The organism is Salmonirosea aquatica (assembly GCF_009296315.1).
Taxonomy (GTDB): Bacteria; Bacteroidota; Bacteroidia; order Cytophagales; family Spirosomataceae; genus Salmonirosea; species Salmonirosea aquatica.
The window spans coordinates 3317804-3337395 of sequence record NZ_WHLY01000002.1 but is presented as its reverse complement, the minus strand read 5'-3'; the positions used below and the strand labels follow the sequence as shown (position 1 = coordinate 3337395).

The window sequence follows — 19592 nt, the reverse complement described above, 5'->3', positions numbered from 1 at the left end:
CCCATCAGGGCGTTCTCTAAAAAAGTACCCTGAATTTGTTTTTCCAAACACGCATGAAAACCCACTCAATGCTACGGATCACCGCGGCGGTTGGCGCCCTCGTCCTCTTTCTGAACTTCCCTGCCCTCGCCCAGGTACAGCGCCACGCCACCTGGACGCAATCATTCTCCAAATCGGAAGTGAAGGTAGGTGAAACGGTGGATCTGATTTTTAAAGCCACCATCGATCCCGGCTGGTACCTCTACTCCTCCGATTTTGCCGCCGATCTGGGACCTACCCTCACCGAAATCACCCTCACACCCGATGCTTCCTTTGAAAAAGTAGGAAAACTGAAACCCATCAATCCCAAAAAGAAATTCGAAGAAGTTTGGCAGGGTGACGTGACCTATTTTACGGGCAAAGCCGAGTTCCGCCAGACCGTACGCATTCTGAAACAAAACCCGGTCATCAAGGCCGCCGCGAATTACCAGACTTGTTCGGAAATATCGGGGTTGTGTGTATTGGGTGATAATAATTTCGTCTTTACGGGCTTGAAGGTAGGTCCGGCCGACCAGGAGGAAAAACCCAAAACCGAAACCGCAGCAACGTCGCCCGCCACGGACGAAACTTTCGCCGAGGCCGTGCAGGAATCCCTGATTGACTCGGCTACGTCTTCAGGTACCGAGGGGGAAACTTCCGTAGACACCACAAACCGAGCTACCCTTTCTTCCACCAAAATCGGCTTGACGGGTGAGGAAGGAACGGCCGATAATTCTCTGTGGGCCTTCGCCATCGCCGCCTTTCTGGCGGGATTGGTGGCGTTACTGACTCCCTGCGTGTTTCCGATTATCCCGATGACGGTGAGTTTTTTCACCAAACAAAAAGGCGGGAAAACCAAAGCGTTGGTTTATGGCTTGTCCATTATCCTCATCTACACACTAATAGGTACCATTGTGTCACGCATTAATGGTCCGGCCTTTGCCAATTTCCTCAGCACGCACTGGCTGCCCAACCTGCTCTTTTTTGCCATATTCTTTTTGTTTGGCCTTTCGTTTTTGGGATTATTTGAAATCGTACTTCCCAGTTCTCTGGTCAACAAAATGGACGAGAAAGCCGATCAGGGGGGGTACCTTGGTGTCTTCTTCATGGCTTTTACACTGGTGCTGGTTTCGTTTTCCTGCACGGGTCCTATCGTAGGTAGCCTGCTGGTAGCCTCGGCGGGGGGCGAGGTGCTGAAACCCATCGTGGGCATGGTGGCGTTTTCGTCGGCTTTTGCCATTCCGTTCACGCTGTTTGCGCTCTTTCCGCAGTGGCTCAAAAGCCTGCCTAAGTCGGGCGGCTGGCTCAATACGGTCAAGGTAGTGCTGGGCTTTCTGGAACTGGCGCTCGCGCTCAAATTCCTTAGCATTGCCGACCAGGTGTACCACTGGCGGCTGCTGGACCGGGAGATTTTCCTGGCCTTCTGGATCGTGATTTTCGGCATGCTGGGGTCGTACCTTTTGGGCAAAATCCGCACCCCGCACGACTCGCCGACGGAGGTCGTGAGCGTACCCCGCATTTTGCTGGCCATAGCTACTTTCACCTTTGTCGTATACATGATTCCGGGCATGTGGGGCGCGCCGCTCAAAGCGCTTGCGGGGTACCTACCCCCGCAGGCTACCCACGATTTCGATTTGAACCGCCGCGCCATCGGTACGGCGGCGGTTTCTACGCTGGGCGAAACGCCCAAGTACAATGATCTGTTTGACCTACCCCACGAGCTGGAAGGATTCTTCGACTACGAGCAGGCCCTGGCCTACGCCAAAAAAGTAAACAAGCCCGTTTTTATTGATTTTACGGGGCACGGCTGCGTCAATTGTCGCGAAATGGAAGCCCGCGTATGGTCGGACCCGGCGGTATTGCAGCACCTGCGTAATGATTTCGTGATCGCGGCCCTGTATGTGGATGATAAAACCGAATTGCCTGAAAGTGCCTGGTATACCTCGCCCTATGACCAACGGATCAAGAAAACCATCGGTGCGCAGAACGCCGATCTGCAAATCACGAAATTCAACAACAACGCCCAGCCGCACTATGTTTTGTTGAGTCCCGATGGCAATCTGCTGGTACCTCCCAAAAACTACGATCTCGATCCCGGGCATTTTGTGGCCTTTCTGGAGAGTGGAAAAGCAAAGATGCAGTAGAGAGCTTCATCAGCACGAACTAAAAGGGACTGGCCTCAGGCCAGTCCCTTTTTTATAACCCAAGCAAAATGAAAAATCGATTGTCCTTATTGGCCCAGCGTCTTGATCAGCATGCCTTTGGTTACAGGATCTTTTAACTCCATTCCGTTCAGGATCGACAAATCTTTCATCTTGTCCGAAGGCATCTTGTAATCCTGCAAGGCACTCTGCAAGGTACCGTCGCGCTGTACCGTTTTGATCTGGATACGCTCGGGCTGCCGATTAAGCTTGTCACGATCGGTCAGACTGCGGAAGCCCTCGGCCACATTCTTGAAATCAGAGAGGTACTTGCTGAATGTAGCCATATAACTCATGCCGTGGATCGCATAAATATTACCTCCGTACTGGATAAACCACGTGATTACCTGTACGGTATTCTCGGCAGTTTGCTGCTGCTGGGGTTGGCCTTGCTGCTGTTGTTGGGGAGCCTGACGCGAAGCCACCACGAGGGCTGGGTTGCCATTGATGGTCGTTTTCTGGTTCTCGGTGGCCTCCAATCCCATGCCTTTTAAAGTAGCCTGCGCGGCCTCTTCCAGCGAATTCCCCTGGGCCAAGGTGAAAATCATCACCGCTTTGCCATCTTTGGGAGCCATCTGAAACTGGCTGGGCGAGTTTTCGGACTGCCAGTTCCTGGGAACCGGAAACTGGAATTTCAAGACAGGATGGTAGAACATATTGTTTTCTACAAAACCCTGCTTGGGGTCTTCTCCGTAGATGATCCCATCGATGCGGCGGAGGTACTCGTTACGATCTACCTCGTAATTTCCCGGGTTCTTTTGCTGGTATTCAGTGGCCAGAGCATCCACTTTTTTCTGCCGGTTGCCCGGATCAGGGTGGGTCGACTGGAAGGTGGGGATAATCTGACCGCTTTGTTCACTGATCTTTTTCAGCGTACCAAAAAAGTCCGCCATCTGGTGGGCATCGTAGCCGATTTTACTGGAGTACCCTACCCCAATCTCGTCGGACTCGGTTTCGTGGGCCCGGCTGTAACTGAGCATCAGGGAACCGACTCCCTGCTGAATAACCTCACCCAACTCCGGCAGGGCGATGGTACCCGCAATTGCTCCCAGTTGACCGAACAATTGACTAGTTTGTTGTCGGGCGGAATGGCGGGCGGTGATGTGGCCAATTTCGTGGCCGAGTACCCCGGCAAATTCGGCTTCGTTGTTGAAATGCGCCATGATGCCCCGCGTAAAATACACGTAGCCCCCAGGTACCGCGAAGGCATTCACCACCGGCGAATCCACGATAAAAAACTGGTAGGGCAGGTCGGGACGGTGCGAAATAGCGGCCATCGCTTTACCTTTTTCATTGATGAAGGCCTGCAGATTTTTGTTTTCATACAGTCCCATCGAAGCCACGATCGAGGGATGTGACTCTTGTCCAATGGCGATTTCCTGCTCCTTGGACATCAGGATAATCTCCCGTTTGCCCGTTACGGGATTTCGTGAGCAACCGTAGAAAGACGATATTCCCACAATCAGGAAAACGTAGTGAAACAGTCTGTTTATTCTCATTATTGCATGATGTTTAGGTTAAAAATTAAGGGAACGTAGCACTGTAAACGTCTCGGCTTTGGTATCAAATAATTGTGCCACGCCCCTGCCAAGCCCTGGTTTTGTTTCACTCCAAACTATCCAGCAATCTTTTCACCACACCATCCATCGCTTTGCTGTCGAGCCAGCGTACTACCATCACCAGTTCATGCTCGGGGTCCACATAAACCAGGTTGGTACCGTTGCCGATATGGACAAAGGCTGATACGGAGGCACTCGGGAGGTAGGTATGGTCGGGATTCAGGAAAAAATTCATATAGCCGTAGGTCGGCTGCGCCGGGGTAGGTGTGGTAGCCTGCCTGATCCAGTTTTCTGAAATCAGTTGCTGTCCGTTCCATTGGCCCTTGTGCATCGTCAGCAGGCCAAAGCGAGCCATGTCATAAGCATTGATGAACATGCCGCCGCCCCAGTGACCACCGCCGCTCACCGCTTGCACGGCCTGTCCGTCCAGCACGATCCATGAATTGCGGTAGCCCGCCCAACGCCAGGTGTTGGAAGCGCCGATCGGGTCCATGATGTGCTCGCGCAGCACCTGCGGCAAGGGACGCCGCCACACACTCGTGGCCGCGAGGGCCAGGGCGTTCACCCGCACATCATTGTACTCGTACACGCTACCGGGCTTATTGCGGGGGCGGGTCTGCCATTCACTGGCATTGGCCGAAGGACGGTCGGCCCATTCCGGCTTGCCCCACAAGGTACCTTCCCAGTCGCTCGTCTGGCGTAACATCACGTCCCAGGTCAGTGTGCGGTTGTGAGGCGTATCGAAGGGCCGTAGCAGTTCGGGGGTACCAAATTGCTCGGCGGGGCGGTTGACTTGCGCCGGATTATAGAGTTCGATGGGTGGCACATACGCCGCCACGGTATCCTGCACATTACGAATCAGTCCCCGGTCCACGGCAAGGCCCACTACCGTGGACAGAAAACTCTTGGTCACGCTATGGGCCATGTCGGGACGGGTGGGCTCGCCCCATTCGGCCACCAGGTACCCCCGCCGCACGATAAGCCCGCTCGGTTCGCCGCGCGTTTCGAACGGACCGATGCCTTCGCCGAAGGGTTCTTTCCCAAAACTCTGCGCCTGCGAAATTTCCATGTTGCGCGGAGCCTTGGTTTCGTTGGCGCGGGCAAAGGCAATGACCTCCTGAATCCTGGTCGCACTCATTCCTGCCTCCGCCGGACTTTTATGTTGCCATTCCTGACGATCCGGGAAATACGGAGCGGTCGTTTCAGTTTTCTTTTTTTGGGAAAAACCCTGGAACGAAATAATGATTGCAAGGAAAAAGATCGGAAACTTACACATTTAGACCGGGCTTATAGGGGTGATTGACCCCGAAATATAAACAGAAAAAGCCGTCGGCCCTCACGAGTCGCCGACGGCTCCGTATTTCCATCAAAACGGAATCTTGTAGCCCAGCGATACGCTTACGCCCTGGTTGCGGACATTGGCCCGGACAATGGGTACGTCAATCAGGCGGGTGATACCCTGTTGGTAACGTCCCTCGATCATGATTTCCCCGGCTCCGGCTTTCAGGCTCAGACCCGCTCCGGCAATCCCGCTCAACTCAAAGCGATTGTAACCCAGCGATTCCAGGGGTACATTGGTGCGGATCGGCCGGAATTCGATCACAGCCTGCGGACGCGTGACCAACTGCGCATCGATGGCGTAGCCGACCGACGGCCCGGCGATGAGGTACACTTTGGCGAGTTCGTTCCCGGCGGCTAATTTGAGTAAGAGCGGTGCCTCCGCGTAATCGACGCGGTAGGCTGATTTCACGCCCAGGTTGATGGGCAGCTTGCCCACATTGATTTTCGTCCCTTCCCGCATCAGGAAGCCTTTTTGCTGGTACACTAACTCAGGTCGGATGGATATGCCGTTGGTGAGTTCGCGCTCCGCAAAAACGGCGGCGCTGATACCGGGCGACCAGTGAAAATCAGGTGTGAAGCTGGTAATCAGTTCGGGCTGGGTGACGGTACCCATGTAGCCGCCGCCACGTACCCCAATAGACCACTGCGCGGCGGCCATACCGGCAGAAACTAATACCAAAAGCAGGGAAAGCAGGAGCGGGCGATTCGTTTTCATGTCGTTTGAATTTTTGTAGAATGAAGATTTGGAGTTCATGGGACTGGGCGTTCAACTGCGCAATCTTGGGTTAGAGAAGATGCTCCGGGAGGAGTTTAAGTCCTTTTTGGGTCCTTAACAATCGTTAACAAATGAGGAGAATGCCCGTTGCGGGCGACTTTTGACCTAAAAGATTGTAAACTTGCAGAAGGTACCCCGCAATGACGTTCCGGTCGTAGCGTTGATGTAAGCATGATCAAACCCAAGACTACATACAGCGTACTGCCCCGATGGCTGGACAGGCTCGATTTCCTGGGGCTGTTCGAGAAAGACCCGTTTGGGAATCTGCTGATCGTGCGGCGGCTGGCGATCATACTCATTGGCTGGTTCACCTACTACCGCTACACGGCGGTAAACAAAATCCGCATCAGGGGTACCGAGCACTTGCTCAACCTACCCGACCACGGCGTGCTGTTCCTGTCGAACCACCAGACCTACTTCGCCGATGTCATTGCTTTTTACCACATTTTCTGCGCCGTCAAGTGGGGCTATAAGGATACCATCTCGCCACCCTTCTATCTGTTTTCACCCCGGGTGCGTAATTACTACGTGGCTGCTTCCGAAACCATGAAAGAGGGCGGTATCTTGCCCCGGCTGTTCAGCATCGGTGGGGCTATCACCGTGGAGCGCTCATGGCGCGCGCAGGGCGAAAACGTGAAGCGTAATCTGGACAACTCCGCTCAGGATAAAATCGGGATGGGACTCGACCACGGCTGGGTCGTGAGTTTTCCGCAGGGTACCACCAAGCCCTACGCCCCCGTGCGCAAGGGTACGGCCTATCTCATCAAGGAGCATCAACCCATCGTGGTCCCCGTGGTCATCAACGGTTTCCGCCGGGCGTTCGACAAAAAGGGGCTACGTTTCAAAAAGCGTAACACTACCCTCACGGTGCAGTTCAAGCCGCCCATGCATTTTCTGCCCAACGAATCGGTCGAGAGCATGGTGGCGCGGGTCACAACGGCCATCGAACAAGATATTCCGAAGGAGCGAATGACCTGGCTGGGTGAGGAAGGACTGGGGTAATATGGGGAATTGCCGTGTCCGGTGCAGATTTAATATTCCATGTTAAATTTGCGCCAACAAGATCGAGAGATCGAACTGCTTTCCTGATCTCTACAAGAATTTCCCGCGGCACACGTTTTTTAGGCAATACAAACTCAACTTCACCTTAGTTTTTTGAGAAATTTTATAAAAAGAATCTGGCAAAAGGCCAATCAATCCCGACGCGGGCGCATTTTTCGGCTACTCCTTTTCTTCGCAGGCTTCTTCACCGCCTTCATCACCCTGTCGGGAATCGCGTTCTATTTGTTCGTCATTATGGGCTTCTTCGGTGATATGCCGTCGCGCAAGGAACTGAAAGACAAGCGCAACGACACCGCTTCCGAGGTATATTCGGCCGACAGTGTGCTGCTGGGTAGGTACTTCCTCTACGACCGCACCAACATCACCTACCAGGACATTGATACCACGGTTATCAAAGCGCTCGTAGCCACCGAGGACGCGCGTTTTTACAAGCACGGCGGGGTGGATTTCCGCAGTCTGGCGCGGGTTTTGGTCAAAAGTATTTTATTACAGAAGGAAAGTTCGGGCGGTGGAAGTACCCTCACCCAGCAGCTGGCCAAGAATCTGTACCCGCGCCGTGACTATCTTTTTCTGGAAATGCCCATCAACAAAGTCCGCGAGATGGTCATTGCGCGGCGGCTGGAAGCAGTATACACCAAGCCGGAGATTCTGGAACTGTACCTCAACACCGTCTCCTTCGGGGGTACCATCTTCGGAGTGGAGCGGGCAGCGCGGTATTTCTTCAACACTCCAGCCAAAAAACTCAAACAGGAACAGGCGGCCGTGCTGGTGGGTATGTTGAAAGCCACCACCTCGTATAATCCCCGCAGCCATCCCGAACGTGCCAAAAAACGGCGCAATGTAGTGCTGGCCCAAATGGCCAAGTATGGATACCTGACGCCCGAAAAAGCCACCGCCTTGCAAAAGCTGGATCTGGGTTTGAAAAAGGAAAAAGTCGCCGCCAAAGAACAAGAAGAAAACCTGGCCCCGTACTTTCGCGAGCAACTCCGGGTGGAACTGGCCGAATGGTGTACCCACCAAAGCAAACCCAACGGCGATCCGTACAACCTCTACACCGATGGTCTGAAAATATACACCACGCTGGACTCCAGAATGCAGCGCGAAGCCGAGCGGGCCGTGAGCCGACGCATGGCCACGCTGCAAAAGCAATTCGATGCCCACTGGCAGGGCCGCAACCCCTGGGGGCAGGATCAGACCGTACTCGCCAACGCCATGCGGCAGTCAGTTCGCTATAAGCGCATGCAGGCGGCGGGCGCTTCGGAAGAAGAAATCAAAAAGGCTTTCGAGAAGCGGGTACCCATGACCGTTTACGGCTGGAATGGTTCCGTGCGGCGCACCATGAGTCCAATGGATTCACTGGCCTACTACATGAAATTCCTGAACACTGGTATGGTAGCGATGGAGCCCGCGACGGGCTTCGTGCGGGCGTGGGTAGGTGGAATCAATCACAGCCTTTTCAAGTACGATCACGTCACTTCCAAACGGCAGGTAGGGTCTACATTCAAGCCCATCGTGTATGCAGCAGCGCTGGAAAAAGGAATCCGTCCCTGTGATTATATTGAGAACAAACTGACTACCTACGAGCAGTACGAGGGCTGGTCGCCGCAAAACGCCGACAACCAGTACGGTGGGCGCTACTCGCTGGAAGGCGCTTTGTCCAATTCGGTCAATACCGTTTCGGCGCAGTTGATCATGAAGGTAGGGGTACCTTACACCATCCGGCTGGCCCGCGCGCTGGGCATTGAAAGCGACTTGCCGCCCGTACCGTCCCTGGCGCTGGGTACGGCGGATTTGTCGTTACTGGAAATGGTGGGAGCCTATACGGCCTTTGCCAATCAGGGACGCATCAGCCAACCGATCTACGTCACCAAAATCGTGGACCGTACCGGAAAGGTACTCCGCGAGAACAACTCGGAACCCCATAAAAAAGTGCTTTCGGCCGACAACGCCGCCACCATGCTGCACATGATGCAGGCGGTAGTGAACGAGGGCAGCGCGGCACGATTACGCTCCACTTTCGGTCTGTCACTGGACATTGCCGGAAAAACCGGTACCACCCAGAATCAGACCGACGGTTGGTTTATCGGCATCACGCCGGGCCTGGTGACGGGCGTGTGGGTAGGGGGCGAAAGCCCGCTGGTACGCTTTCGCTCGCTGGACTTGGGTCAGGGTGCACGCACGGCGATGCCCATCTGGGGTGAGTTTACGTCCCGCCTGGTTCGCTCAGGGTACTATTCTAAAAAGCCGCCCTTCGAGCCGCTTTCAGAAAGCCTGCAAAGCCGCCTCGACTGCGTACCGTACCTAGAGGACGAACCTACCTTCTTTGAGAAAATCGTGGACGCCCTGCCCTTCAATATTCCTACGAAAGAAGAACGGCAGGAAAGGAAACAAAGCCGGAAGGAACGCCGGGCGGAAAGACGAGCCGAGCGCAAACGGGATAACTAACAAATAGAAGGGAGGAAGTACGGCGGAAAATTTCCTTACTTTTTCGGCGAGATCAGATTTTTTTTGTTGAAGATCAAGGTGCTATTTTCAAATTTGTTGCAAACAAGAAAGTACCTCCGTTTGATTCAAGAGCAGTAAGCCGGTTTGTTCTTCGGTAATGCCTATCTCTATTTGGTGTGTGAACGCAAGCTCCCCTTCCAGTACGTTGGTTTTGAAGCAATTAAATTGCACGCTTGTATTCTTTTCATAAGGAGCTCCCAATTGGACGAGATGGGAGGAAATCAAAAACAGGCTACCCGATTGCCGGACAAGGATATCAATCACCTGGCGGGCGCACATGAAGGCATCCTGTGGATTGGTCCCTCTAAACAGCTCATCGGCCAGCAAAAATACCCTTTGTCCATTCGCTATGGCCTGAGCTACCTCTTTAATCCGAATGAGTTCGGTATAAAAATGACTATACCCCAGATCCAGGCTATCGCTCAAATGAATGCTTGTCATCAGACGATCGAAGAAACTGAGAGTAGCTGTCCGGGCCGGCACGGGCAGTCCTAGGTGAGCCAGATAAAGTACTAGTCCGCAGGCTTTTAGGAAGGTAGTTTTTCCACTCATATTTCCTCCCGTCAGCAGCGTCAGCCGTTGGGGAAAGGCCAGGGAGAAGTCGTTTCCGACAGCCACCTCCTCACTGAGCACGGGATGTTTCATATCAGTGACGCTGAAAGTTGGTTCCGGGGTTTGAACAAACGACGGGTAGGCCCAACGAGCTGTCTGCAAAAAGCGAGCGATGCCACAAAACGCATCGAGCTGATAAAAAACGGCCAGCACTGCTTTGACCTGATTTACATACTTCTGCCTCAAAAAGAAATCCACTTCTATCATCGAAATTCGGTTGAGCTTAGCCGTCAGTGTCGGCTGGGCGTGGTCGAAAAAGTCTCGTAGTACCTTTGCGTGTTGTTGCAATTCATGGGGCAACTGATCGGAGTCACGCCACCAGGCTGTCTTTTCGCCAATCGACCCCAGTACTTTTTGCAAGGCGGTAGTACCTGACAGCAGTCTGTAAAAATCATGCGTACTAAACCACTGGTACCATAGGGACAACCGGTAACGATTGAACCAGGTTTTTGCCGCATTCCAGGCCAAGTTGCTATCCAGATGGTTGTGGGCCGCGGTTAAGTAGCTCTTTGGAATCTCAAACTCTATCTCGGTTAGGTTGGCAGAAATGTATTGAAGTAGTTTTTGGCGCTGCTGAATTTCCGGTAGGGTACCTAAAGGTGTGCTCAAAAGCTGCTTTATATGGTCTTTACCCGAGTGCGTATATGCTCGATTGAGTAAGTCTAAAACACTGCGTTCGCCCACCTCCCGTGGTAGAATTTGAAGTTCGTGCAGAGTGTGGGCGGCAAGGGCTTTCACAAGTCGGTGTTTTTACAAACTTAAGCTAATGCCCGGTGTGGCGTCTGTTAAAATTTCTTAAAGGCGAGTTTGGACAGTGTATTCTTCGATCTGGTCGAAACTTACATGTGCAAGGTTTTTGGCTGCTGTAGGTACTTTCAAAGGTTTTCAGCTGGAAGAGAGAACGATAGATAAAAAACCAAATTTCGATTCCCAACAAAAATCAGTAATTTAGCCCAAAACTAAACCAACTAATACCATCATGGCCCAATACAACCTGAAAATCAACGGCCAAACCTATAAAGCGGATGTGGAGCCGGATACGCCGCTACTGTGGGTTTTGCGCGATAATCTCGGACTGGTCGGTACCAAATACGGCTGCGGCATTGCCCAGTGCGGTGCCTGCACCGTCCATGTCAATGACGCCGCCACCCGTTCCTGCGTACTGCCCGTGTCGGCAGTCGGCGATTCCAAGGTCACGACCATCGAAGGGCTTTCCGAAAAAGGCGACCATCCCGTACAACTGGCCTGGGACGAAGTGGACGTGGCCCAGTGCGGCTACTGCCAGGCGGGACAGATTATGACTGCCGCCGCGCTTTTGAAGCGGACCGCCAAGCCGACCGACCAGCAAATCGAAAACGCGATGAACGGCAATTTGTGCCGTTGTGGTACCTACCACCGCATCCGGGAAGCCGTGAAAGTAGCCTCAACCAAAACCAACTAAGCCATGTCGATTTCAACCAATACGAACAGACGCGATTTCATGAAAGTGGCGGCCGCCGCGGGCGGTGGCGTGCTGCTGGGCTTTAATTGGATTAACGCGCAGGCCAAACCTACCGTGCTCGATGCCACTGCCGAAGCAGCGGCTCCCACCATCGAGTTCAATAGCTACCTGTCCATAGCGCCCGACGGGAAAATCACCATTTTCTCGCCCAATCCCGAGGTAGGGCAGGGCATCAAAACGGCCTTCCCGATTGTAGTGGCCGAGGAACTGGACGTGGATTGGAAGCAGGTACACGTAGCGCAGGCTCCGCTGGATACCGTCAAATTTCAGCGGCAGGTAGCGGGCGGTAGCGGTTCCATTCCCCACTCGTGGAAGCGGCTGCGGCAGGCTGGTGCCACGGCCCGCCAGCTCTTTATCAATGCCGCCGCCCAGCGCTGGGGCGTGTCGCCGGAGGAGTGTACGACCGAAAATGGTACAGTACTGCACAAGAATTCCAAAAAGAAACTGACCTATGGCGAACTGGCCGTAGAAGCCTCCAAGTTGACCGCGCCTGCCGATGTACCTCTGAAAGATCCGAAGGATTTCAAATTGATTGGTACGTCCATCCGAAATGTAGACAATAAGGATATTATTACGGGCAAGCCCCTGTTCGGCCTCGATTTTTACCGCGACGGTATGCTGACTGCCGTCGTGACGCGCCCCGCCGCATTCGGCATGAAGCTGAAATCGGTGGATGCGGCCGCCGCGAAGGCCATGCCCGGCATTGTGGACGTCGTGACGTTTGACAATAGTGTTGCCGTGGTAGGTAAGTCTACCTGGCAGGTATTGAAAGCCCGTAAGGCTTTGAAAATCGATTATGAAAAGGAGGCGACCCTCGAAAGTACCACCGACCACGACCGGATTTTCGATGAGCTGCTCAACTCGGATAATAACACTGTGCGCCGGAAGGACGGCGATGTGGAAACGGCATTTAAGAATGCGGCCAAGGTAGTCAAGAGCGAGTACCAGTGTCCGTTCCTTCCGCACAACCCGATGGAGCCGATGAACTTCTTCGCGCACGTCCGTCCCGACGGCGCCGAACTGATCGGTCCTACCCAAACGCCGGAGCGCGCGCGCGGTGAAGCGGCTAAGTTCCTGAACCTACCTCCCGAGAAAGTGACTGTGGACATGACCCGCATGGGCGGTGGCTTTGGCCGCCGTCTGGCCGCTGACTTTGTCATGGAAGCCGTGAAAGTATCGGCTTTGGTAAAAGCACCCGTAAAGCTACTCTGGACCCGCGAGGATGACATGACAGGCGGCGACTACCGTCCGGCCGTGAAGTACCGCTTCGAAGCGGCGCTCGACGACAAAGGCAACATGATCGGCTACAAACTACGCGGTGCGGGCATCAACGCGGGCAATCCGACGCGGGAGACGAACTTCCCTTCCGGGGCTGTGGACAATCTCCTGATCGATTCCTCCGAACACAAGTCAGCCATTACGACGGGTCCTTGGCGCGCGCCGATTACCAACTTCCTGGCTTACGCCGAGCAGTCGTTTCTGGACGAGGTTGCGCAGGCCGCCGGGAAAGATCCGATTCAGTTCCGACTGGAATTGTTGGAAAAAGCCAAAACCAAGCCGGCCGGGGATGTGAAGTACGATGTGGATCGCATGATCGCCGTGACCAAACTGGCCGCCGAGAAATCGAACTGGGGCAAAGACAAATCCAAGAATCAGGGTTTCAGCCTCTACTACTCGCACCTATCGTACGTGGCGCAGGTAGGTGAGGTAGAAATGGTCAAAGGCAAGCCCGAGTTGACCAAAATCATCGCGGCGGTAGACTGCGGCGTGGTGATCAACCAAAGCGGCGCCCGGCAGCAGGTGATGGGTGGTGTCGTGGACGGCATAGGTCACGCCATGTACGGTAGCCTGACCTTCAAAGACGGGGTACCCGACCAAAGCAATTTTAACAAGTACCGCATCATCCGTATGCAGGAGATTCCCGAAGTGGAGGTACATTTCGTGGACAACGGCATCGACCCCACCGGCCTTGGCGAACCCGCCCTCCCCCCACGGGTGGCGCAGTCGCCAACGCTTTCTTCAAAGCCACCGGCAAGCGATTGTATAAGCAGCCGTTCAATGAGGTTTGGGAAGGTAAAGCGAAGGTGGAGAGTTGAGGATTTTCTTAGTCAGATAGTGAAGGCCCGGTTCTTTTTCGAATCGGGCCTTTTTTGTTATCTTGCTTTAAAACTGAAAAGTATCATCAGTATGATAAAAAATTCGAGGCTCAACCCCATTCAGGAAAGCCTGTTGCGATTGTTCGACCGTGGTATGTCCGAAGAAGAAATATTGACTCTGAGAAACGTAATAGTGAAGCATTACTCTGAGCTGCTAAAGACGGAGGTCGAATGGGTTGTGGGAGAGAAAGGCTATACGCAGGAGGATTTTGACAGGATGCTCAATAACGATGCCTAATAACTGTAATGATAGATACCAACTGATTGCTAGTCATGCTAATCCCGGTCTGCGATCGGGCGTTGGATCACCTCTCGTTTATAACGCGAACTGAGAAATAGGAATTGAGTAAGTATGGCTAATGCAAATCCACTTTATTTATAAATATTGCTTAGATGAAAGCCTTACGCTATTTCTTCGCTTCCAGCAACGGCACCACCTAAACCAAGGTACCTATCCAGTATACCGAGCGCCGTTTGTAAATTCCAATCGACTATCCTTTTATTTAGCGATATGAGTGATATCATACTACGACAGGCCGATGAGCGGGACGCCGCTGCTTTGCTTGACATTATAAATTATGAAATCAGAAACTCGACAGTAGTATATGATTACACAGAAAGGACATTAGACTATCAACTTGACTGGCTACGAAAAAAACGAACGGATGGAATGCCCGTTTTTGTGGCTGAACAAGAAAAGGAAGTACTAGGCTTTTCTACATTTGGTGTTTTTCGTCCTTGGGACGCCTACCAATTCAGCATTGAGCATTCAATATACATAGCGGCCAAAGCGAGAGGCAAAGGAATGGGGAAGCTCCTAATGAACGAAATGATCAAAACCGCGAAGGATATGGGTTTTCACACCATGATAGCGGGCGTAGATTCGGGCAATGAGAAAAGCTATGCTTTCCACAAGCAATTTGGATTCGTTGAAGTAGGAAGGTTCAGTCAGATTGGCTATAAATTCGATCGTTGGCTTGACCTTATATTCATGCAGTTGTTTTTGGATACAATATAATCGCAAGTTTGTAGCTAGAAACCCGCGATTATGCTTGGCCTATTAGAACAGAGTTTTCTGAATCAATGCCCCTTGTTATATTTGGCCCGGTAGTCTAATGGAGAAATTCCGGTAATTTTACTAAACACATTCCTGAAAGCCTTGGGGTCGTTGTAGCCCACATCATACATCACCTCTTTTACGGTCTTCCTGCTATTCTCCAGTGATTTCTTGGCAGCCTCAATCTTAAGCCGTTGCGTGTATTCTGAAGGCGTGTTCCCAGTTGCCTTGATGAACCTCCGGTCAAAAGTCCTTCGACTCACGGCGAATTTTGAAGATAATTCTTCTACCAATATCTTATCGTCCAAGCTGTGCTCAAGAAACTCCTGAGCTTCCTTTACCATGTCGTCCTCGTGCAGCTTTTGTCCGGTGAAAATGGCAAATTCAGACTGCTGATTGCGCTTGATCTCGATCTGAAACACTTTCGCACAAAAAATAGCGGTTTCCCGGTTGTAATACTTCTCCACCAGATAGATCAGAAGATTTAGGAAGGAGTAGGCTCCGCCATTGGTGTAAATTCCGTTTTCATCCGTAATGAGTTCATCCGCCTGTAAGTTCACCTCAGGGAACATGGCTCTGAATTCATCCGCAGCGGCCCAATGCGTGGAACAGCTTTTACCATCCAAAATCCCTGCGGTGGCCAATAAAAATGCACCCGTGCAAATACTGGCAATTTCGACTCCTGCCCTGTATTGCTTTTGAAGCCAGGGTATCAAGGCGTTGTTTTCCTTCATGGCCAGCTCAAAGTTGTGATTCAGGGAGGGGATGATAATCAGATCGGTACGTTGTATCGCTGTGATATCCTTGTGCGGGTTCACTGTGAAAAGGCCTTCGTAGAAGTCAATCTTATCTGTTGTGCCTGCCAGCTCAATCCTGAATACAGGTTCCTTACCCGATTGTTCAAAATATTCATTTGCCCGGTTAAAAATCTTGTAAGGGCCTACGATACTGCTCAGATTGTTCTGTCCCTGCGGCACGACGATGGTAAGATGTTTCATGTCAAGTGTTTTTGGATTTTGACAAAGATAGAGGTAAGCCCTGTCCGAATCAACCCTTATATATGTCTAAATAACACCCTAATAAAGCAGTATTTGGACATTACTTTTGTAAAAAACAAAATGAGACATCTATGAAAACGCAAGAAATCACGGAAAGCACAGCGACGGAAAGTTTTGAATACAGCTTTGAATCATCCAAATCTCCCGAGGAAGTATTCCAGGTACTCATGGAAATTGACCAATGGTGGTCCGGGCTGCATGGAGAAACCATCGCAGGAGAATCACAGAAACTAAACGATGAATTTGCATTCAGGGCAGGTAAGGGAGCACACTATTCTAAACAAAAGCTGATTGAGTTTTTACCCAATAAGCGCATAGGGTGGCAAGTATTAGAAAGCAATTTGTCTTTTCTGAAAGATAGCAGCGAATGGACAGACACAAAAATCGGTTTCGATATTTCTGAGAAAGAGCATGGTACCCTAGTGACGTTTACCCACGAGGGGCTGGTACCCCAGTTTGAGTGCTATACCAGTTGTGCAGGGGCCTGGACAAAATACATGGAGAACCTGGAAGAAAAACTGACATAAATCCAAAAGTCATAAAGATGAAACTCACCATTACGCTGCCCCTGGTGGTAGTGGGTTTACTACCCTTTACAGGGAATAATTATCCGAAAACATCAAGGGCCGACTTAATCGCCATTAAGGAAATAATATTAAAACAGAACGATATGACTACGCAAGATTATAGTACCAGCATTTTGGTGAATAAAAGCTCGGAAGAAGTATACCAGGCCATTAATAATGTTCGTGGATGGTGGTCGGAAGAAATCGAGGGGCCTACCGATGAGCTGAATAAAGAGTGGTTTTATCACTATAAAGATATACATCTCTGCAAGATGAAAGTGGTGGAACTGGTACCTAATAAAAAAGTGGTTTGGAAAGTGATGGAAAACAAGTTCAGCTTCATCAAAGACAAGGAAGAGTGGGTGGGTAACCGAATTATTTTTGATATTTCCAAAGAGGGCACTGCAACCAAATTAACTTTTACCCAGGAGGGACTTACGTCTTTTGATGAATGCTTTGACGTGTGTAGAGATGGATGGAATAATTATGTAAATAATAGCCTCTACAAACTTATTACTACGGGCAAAGGCGAGCCCAATCCTAAAGAGGGAGAGGGATTCAACAAAGAACTTGCGGATAAATGGAAGTTGAATTAAATAGCAGAAACAATAGCCGTTAACATTTTTCAAATGAGAAAGCGTTTCAGGTAGGTACCTGAAACGCTTTTTTGTAAACTATCTATAGAAAGTATAGTTTATTGACCTTATCAGCTCATAAAAGAATCGTAAGCTACTAAGCTAAATTCACCCAAATTACTTCTGTCAGTAAACGAAAATTGTATTTTCTAGCCCCCGCCTCTTCGTCTAAGGAATGATTTTTGAAGCATGAGGTGTCAATAAATCGACTATATTCAGCCTCTTCTTATTCATTAACCATTCATCACGAACTAAAAAATGCTAGCCATCCAAATAAAACAACCTGGCTCTGCCGACGAATTGATTCTCGCTCCTTTTCCTACCCCCAAGCCGGAAGCTGACGAAATCCGCGTCCGGGTTCATGCTACGGCCCTCAACCGCGCCGACATTATGCAGCGCGAGGGCAAATACCCACCGCCCGAAGGGGCAAGCCTGATCATGGGCCTGGAGATAGCAGGCGAGGTAGAGTCCGTCGGCGACAACGTAACGCGTTGGGAAATCGGCGACAAGGTATTCGGTCTGTTGCCGGGCGGGGGTTACGCCGAATTCGCCGTCATGCATCAGGATATGGCCATGCCCGTACCCAACGAATGGGAATTCACGGACGCCGCCGCGGTACCGGAAGTATTCCTGACGGCCTTTCAGGCGATGCATTGGGTAGGTCAATTGAAAGCGGGCGAAACGGTACTGCTCCACGCCGGAGCCAGTGGCGTGGGTACCGCCGCTATTCAATTAGCGCAACTGATGGGGGCGGAGGTAATTGTCACGGCGTCGTCAGGCAAGCACGAGCTATGTCTGGAATTAGGTGCGAAACACGCGATCGATTACCGCAAAGGCCCATTCCTGGAAGAATTGAAGGAATTGACCCACGGCAAAGGGGTCAATCTTATCGTAGATCCCATAGGCGGTGACTACTTCGACCAGAACATTCAGGCGCTGCAACGGGATGGCAGGTTGGTGATGCTGGCCGTGATGGCGGGCGGCAAGACTTCGGCCAACATCGGTCCTATCGTGTTCAAACGCCTGCAAATCCTGGGTACCACCCTGCGCTCCCGCAGCCGCGAATACCAGATCGAGCTCACCCGTGGTTTTATGGACTTCGCTTATGAGGCACTGGTTAATAAAACCATCCGGCCCATCGTGGATGAAGTATTTTCGTGGCACGATGTCGCCAAAGCCCACCGCTACATGGAAGCCAACCTCAGCGCGGGGAAAGTTGTGTTGCAGATAAAAGAATGAGAGAGAAAGTACGGAAGGGACAGAGTACAGGAGTACCTAAGTTGAAAAGCTTCTTCTTTTGTACTCCTGTACTTTTATACTTTGTACCTTTGCCCCTTTACACCCAATGCCATTGACTCATGCTCAATAAAATAAAAGCCCTCAGCAAAGACTACACCGCCGACGCGGTAGCCACCCGTCGTCATCTGCACATGAATCCGGAGTTGTCGTTCAATGAACACAAGACGGCCCGCTTCGTGGCGGATCAGCTCAAAGCGTTGGGCCTGGAACCGCAGGAAGGCGTGGCCGATACCGGCGTGGTGGCGTTGATTGAGGGCCGCAATCCCGAGAGCCGTGTGGTAGGTCTGCGGGCCGACATGGACGCCTTACCCATTCAGGAAGCCAATGAGGTACCCTACCGGTCGAAGGTACCCGGCGTGATGCACGCCTGCGGGCACGATGTGCACACGTCGTCGCTGCTGGGTACCGCTCGTATTCTGATGCAATTGCGTGATGAATTTGAGGGTACCGTGAAGCTCGTCTTTCAGCCCGCCGAGGAAAAAGCACCGGGTGGTGCTTCGCTGATGATCAAGGACGGCGTACTCGAAAACCCTCGCCCCGCCGGGATGTTCGGGCAGCACGTTGCTACCAACGTACCCGTGGGTAAAATCGGTTTTCGGGAAGGTATGTACATGGCTAGTACCGACGAACTATACCTGACCGTAAAGGGTAAAGGTGGCCACGGCGCCATGCCCGACCAACTGATCGATCCCGTGCTGATTGCCTCGCACATTGTCGTATCCTTGCAGCAGATCATCAGCCGCAACCGTAAACCCGCCAATCCATCGGTACTCTCGTTCGGACGCTTCATTGCCGACGGTGTAACCAATGTGATTCCCAATGAGGTAAAAATACAGGGTACCTGGCGCTGCATGGACGAGGAATGGCGCGCCGACGGACTCCGCCGTATGATCAAAATGGCCGAGGGCATCGCCGAAGCGATGGGGGGGAGTTGTGAATTCGAGGTAGTGAAGGGGTACCCTTTCCTGAAAAATCACCCCGAACTGACGCGCCGCACCAAGGCCGCCGCCATCGAATACATGGGCGCCGAAAATGTGGTGGATCTGGATTTGTGGATGGCGGGTGAAGACTTTGCCTTTTACTCCCAGGTAGTCGATTCCTGTTTTTACCGGCTGGGTACCCGCAATGAAGCGCGCGGCATCGTGTCGGGGGTACATACCCCTACCTTCGATATTGACGAAAGTGCGCTGGAAATCGGTCCTGGTCTGATGAGTTGGCTGGCCATTCAGGAACTGAACCAGCGCTAG

At 52.0% G+C, this 19592-nt stretch carries 15 protein-coding genes and 1 pseudogene; 11 read left to right on the top strand and 5 right to left on the bottom strand.

Going from position 1 to position 19592, the window contains the following annotated elements; all coding sequences use genetic code 11:
• The first annotated feature begins 53 nt into the window (after positions 1-53).
• A complete protein-coding gene (locus GBK04_RS15120) occupies positions 54-2162 on the top strand; it encodes a protein-disulfide reductase DsbD family protein (RefSeq protein WP_373330999.1) in 2109 nt (702 codons plus the stop codon).
• Positions 2163-2248: 86 nt separating this feature from the next.
• Here the strand turns inward: GBK04_RS15120 and GBK04_RS15115 are convergent, their stop codons facing one another.
• The 3 genes from GBK04_RS15115 to GBK04_RS15105 form a co-directional block, all read right to left on the bottom strand.
• A complete protein-coding gene (locus GBK04_RS15115) occupies positions 2249-3718 on the bottom strand; it encodes a M48 family metalloprotease (RefSeq protein WP_152761053.1) in 1470 nt (489 codons plus the stop codon).
• A gap of 106 nt (positions 3719-3824) precedes the next feature.
• The gene (locus GBK04_RS15110; protein WP_152761051.1) at positions 3825-5054 is read right to left on the bottom strand and encodes a serine hydrolase domain-containing protein; all 1230 of its coding nucleotides are present in this window, start codon (positions 5052-5054) and stop codon (positions 3825-3827) included.
• A 90-nt stretch (positions 5055-5144) separates the two neighbouring features.
• The gene (locus GBK04_RS15105; protein WP_373330998.1) at positions 5145-5834 is read right to left on the bottom strand and encodes a porin family protein; all 690 of its coding nucleotides are present in this window, start codon (positions 5832-5834) and stop codon (positions 5145-5147) included.
• Positions 5835-6065: 231 nt separating this feature from the next.
• On the opposite strand from GBK04_RS15105, the gene GBK04_RS15100 reads away from it, so the two are divergent.
• Positions 6066-6896: a lysophospholipid acyltransferase family protein gene (locus GBK04_RS15100; protein WP_152761047.1), complete on the top strand. Its 831-nt coding sequence runs from the start codon at positions 6066-6068 to the stop codon at positions 6894-6896.
• Between the two features lie 153 nt (positions 6897-7049).
• Positions 7050-9401 (top strand): transglycosylase domain-containing protein, encoded by a 2352-nt coding sequence (locus GBK04_RS15095; RefSeq protein WP_373330997.1) that lies wholly within the window; start codon positions 7050-7052, stop codon positions 9399-9401.
• Between the two features lie 87 nt (positions 9402-9488).
• Here the strand turns inward: GBK04_RS15095 and GBK04_RS15090 are convergent, their stop codons facing one another.
• Entirely contained in the window at positions 9489-10682 is a 1194-nt protein-coding gene (locus GBK04_RS15090) for a MutS-related protein (protein ID WP_373330996.1), read from the bottom strand.
• 370 nt (positions 10683-11052) lie between these two features.
• Here GBK04_RS15090 and GBK04_RS15085 point away from each other — a divergent pair, with 370 nt between their 5' ends.
• The 4 genes and pseudogenes from GBK04_RS15085 (at position 11053) to GBK04_RS15070 (ending at position 14748) form a co-directional block, all read left to right on the top strand.
• Entirely contained in the window at positions 11053-11514 is a 462-nt protein-coding gene (locus GBK04_RS15085; protein ID WP_152761043.1) for a (2Fe-2S)-binding protein, read from the top strand.
• Positions 11515-11517: 3 nt separating this feature from the next.
• Positions 11518-13670, top strand: a pseudogene (locus tag GBK04_RS15080) (molybdopterin cofactor-binding domain-containing protein).
• Positions 13633-13968, top strand: a complete 336-nt coding sequence (locus tag GBK04_RS31600) for a DUF8507 family protein (protein WP_505952487.1) — start codon at positions 13633-13635, stop codon at positions 13966-13968. The pseudogene GBK04_RS15080 and the gene GBK04_RS31600 overlap by 38 nt, the downstream one beginning before the upstream one ends.
• A gap of 273 nt (positions 13969-14241) precedes the next feature.
• Positions 14242-14748, top strand: coding sequence for a GNAT family N-acetyltransferase (locus tag GBK04_RS15070; protein WP_152761038.1), 507 nt, complete (start codon positions 14242-14244; stop codon positions 14746-14748).
• Between the two features lie 62 nt (positions 14749-14810).
• Here GBK04_RS15070 and GBK04_RS15065 read toward each other — a convergent pair whose 3' ends face one another.
• Positions 14811-15785, bottom strand: a complete 975-nt coding sequence (locus GBK04_RS15065; RefSeq protein WP_152761036.1) for a GlxA family transcriptional regulator — start codon at positions 15783-15785, stop codon at positions 14811-14813.
• A gap of 131 nt (positions 15786-15916) precedes the next feature.
• Between GBK04_RS15065 and GBK04_RS15060 the strand changes: the two genes are divergently transcribed.
• From GBK04_RS15060 to GBK04_RS15045, 4 genes are all read left to right on the top strand, one after another.
• Complete coding sequence (locus GBK04_RS15060; RefSeq protein WP_152761034.1) at positions 15917-16372, top strand: SRPBCC family protein; 456 nt, start codon at positions 15917-15919, stop codon at positions 16370-16372.
• Positions 16373-16389: 17 nt separating this feature from the next.
• Positions 16390-17007: an SRPBCC family protein gene (locus GBK04_RS15055; RefSeq protein ID WP_373330995.1), complete on the top strand. Its 618-nt coding sequence runs from the start codon at positions 16390-16392 to the stop codon at positions 17005-17007.
• Positions 17008-17304: 297 nt separating this feature from the next.
• Entirely contained in the window at positions 17305-18285 is a 981-nt protein-coding gene (locus GBK04_RS15050) for an NAD(P)H-quinone oxidoreductase (RefSeq protein ID WP_152761032.1), read from the top strand.
• Between the two features lie 119 nt (positions 18286-18404).
• Positions 18405-19592 (top strand): M20 metallopeptidase family protein, encoded by a 1188-nt coding sequence (locus GBK04_RS15045; RefSeq protein WP_152761030.1) that lies wholly within the window; start codon positions 18405-18407, stop codon positions 19590-19592.

What these genes read in the sequence shown, in the direction of transcription:
- GBK04_RS15120 (WP_373330999.1), top strand. Translation starts at nt 54, where the DNA reads ATGAAAACCCACTCAATGCTACGGATCACCGCGGCGGTTGGCGCCCTC.
- GBK04_RS15115 (WP_152761053.1), bottom strand. Translation starts at nt 3,718, where the DNA reads ATGAGAATAAACAGACTGTTTCACTACGTTTTCCTGATTGTGGGAATA.
- GBK04_RS15110 (WP_152761051.1), bottom strand. Translation starts at nt 5,054, where the DNA reads ATGTGTAAGTTTCCGATCTTTTTCCTTGCAATCATTATTTCGTTCCAG.
- GBK04_RS15105 (WP_373330998.1), bottom strand. Translation starts at nt 5,834, where the DNA reads ATGAAAACGAATCGCCCGCTCCTGCTTTCCCTGCTTTTGGTATTAGTT.
- GBK04_RS15100 (WP_152761047.1), top strand. Translation starts at nt 6,066, where the DNA reads ATGATCAAACCCAAGACTACATACAGCGTACTGCCCCGATGGCTGGAC.
- GBK04_RS15085 (WP_152761043.1), top strand. Translation starts at nt 11,053, where the DNA reads ATGGCCCAATACAACCTGAAAATCAACGGCCAAACCTATAAAGCGGAT.
- GBK04_RS31600 (WP_505952487.1), top strand. Translation starts at nt 13,633, where the DNA reads ATGAGGTTTGGGAAGGTAAAGCGAAGGTGGAGAGTTGAGGATTTTCTT.
- GBK04_RS15070 (WP_152761038.1), top strand. Translation starts at nt 14,242, where the DNA reads ATGAGTGATATCATACTACGACAGGCCGATGAGCGGGACGCCGCTGCT.
- GBK04_RS15065 (WP_152761036.1), bottom strand. Translation starts at nt 15,785, where the DNA reads ATGAAACATCTTACCATCGTCGTGCCGCAGGGACAGAACAATCTGAGC.
- GBK04_RS15060 (WP_152761034.1), top strand. Translation starts at nt 15,917, where the DNA reads ATGAAAACGCAAGAAATCACGGAAAGCACAGCGACGGAAAGTTTTGAA.
- GBK04_RS15055 (WP_373330995.1), top strand. Translation starts at nt 16,390, where the DNA reads ATGAAACTCACCATTACGCTGCCCCTGGTGGTAGTGGGTTTACTACCC.
- GBK04_RS15050 (WP_152761032.1), top strand. Translation starts at nt 17,305, where the DNA reads ATGCTAGCCATCCAAATAAAACAACCTGGCTCTGCCGACGAATTGATT.
- GBK04_RS15045 (WP_152761030.1), top strand. Translation starts at nt 18,405, where the DNA reads ATGCTCAATAAAATAAAAGCCCTCAGCAAAGACTACACCGCCGACGCG.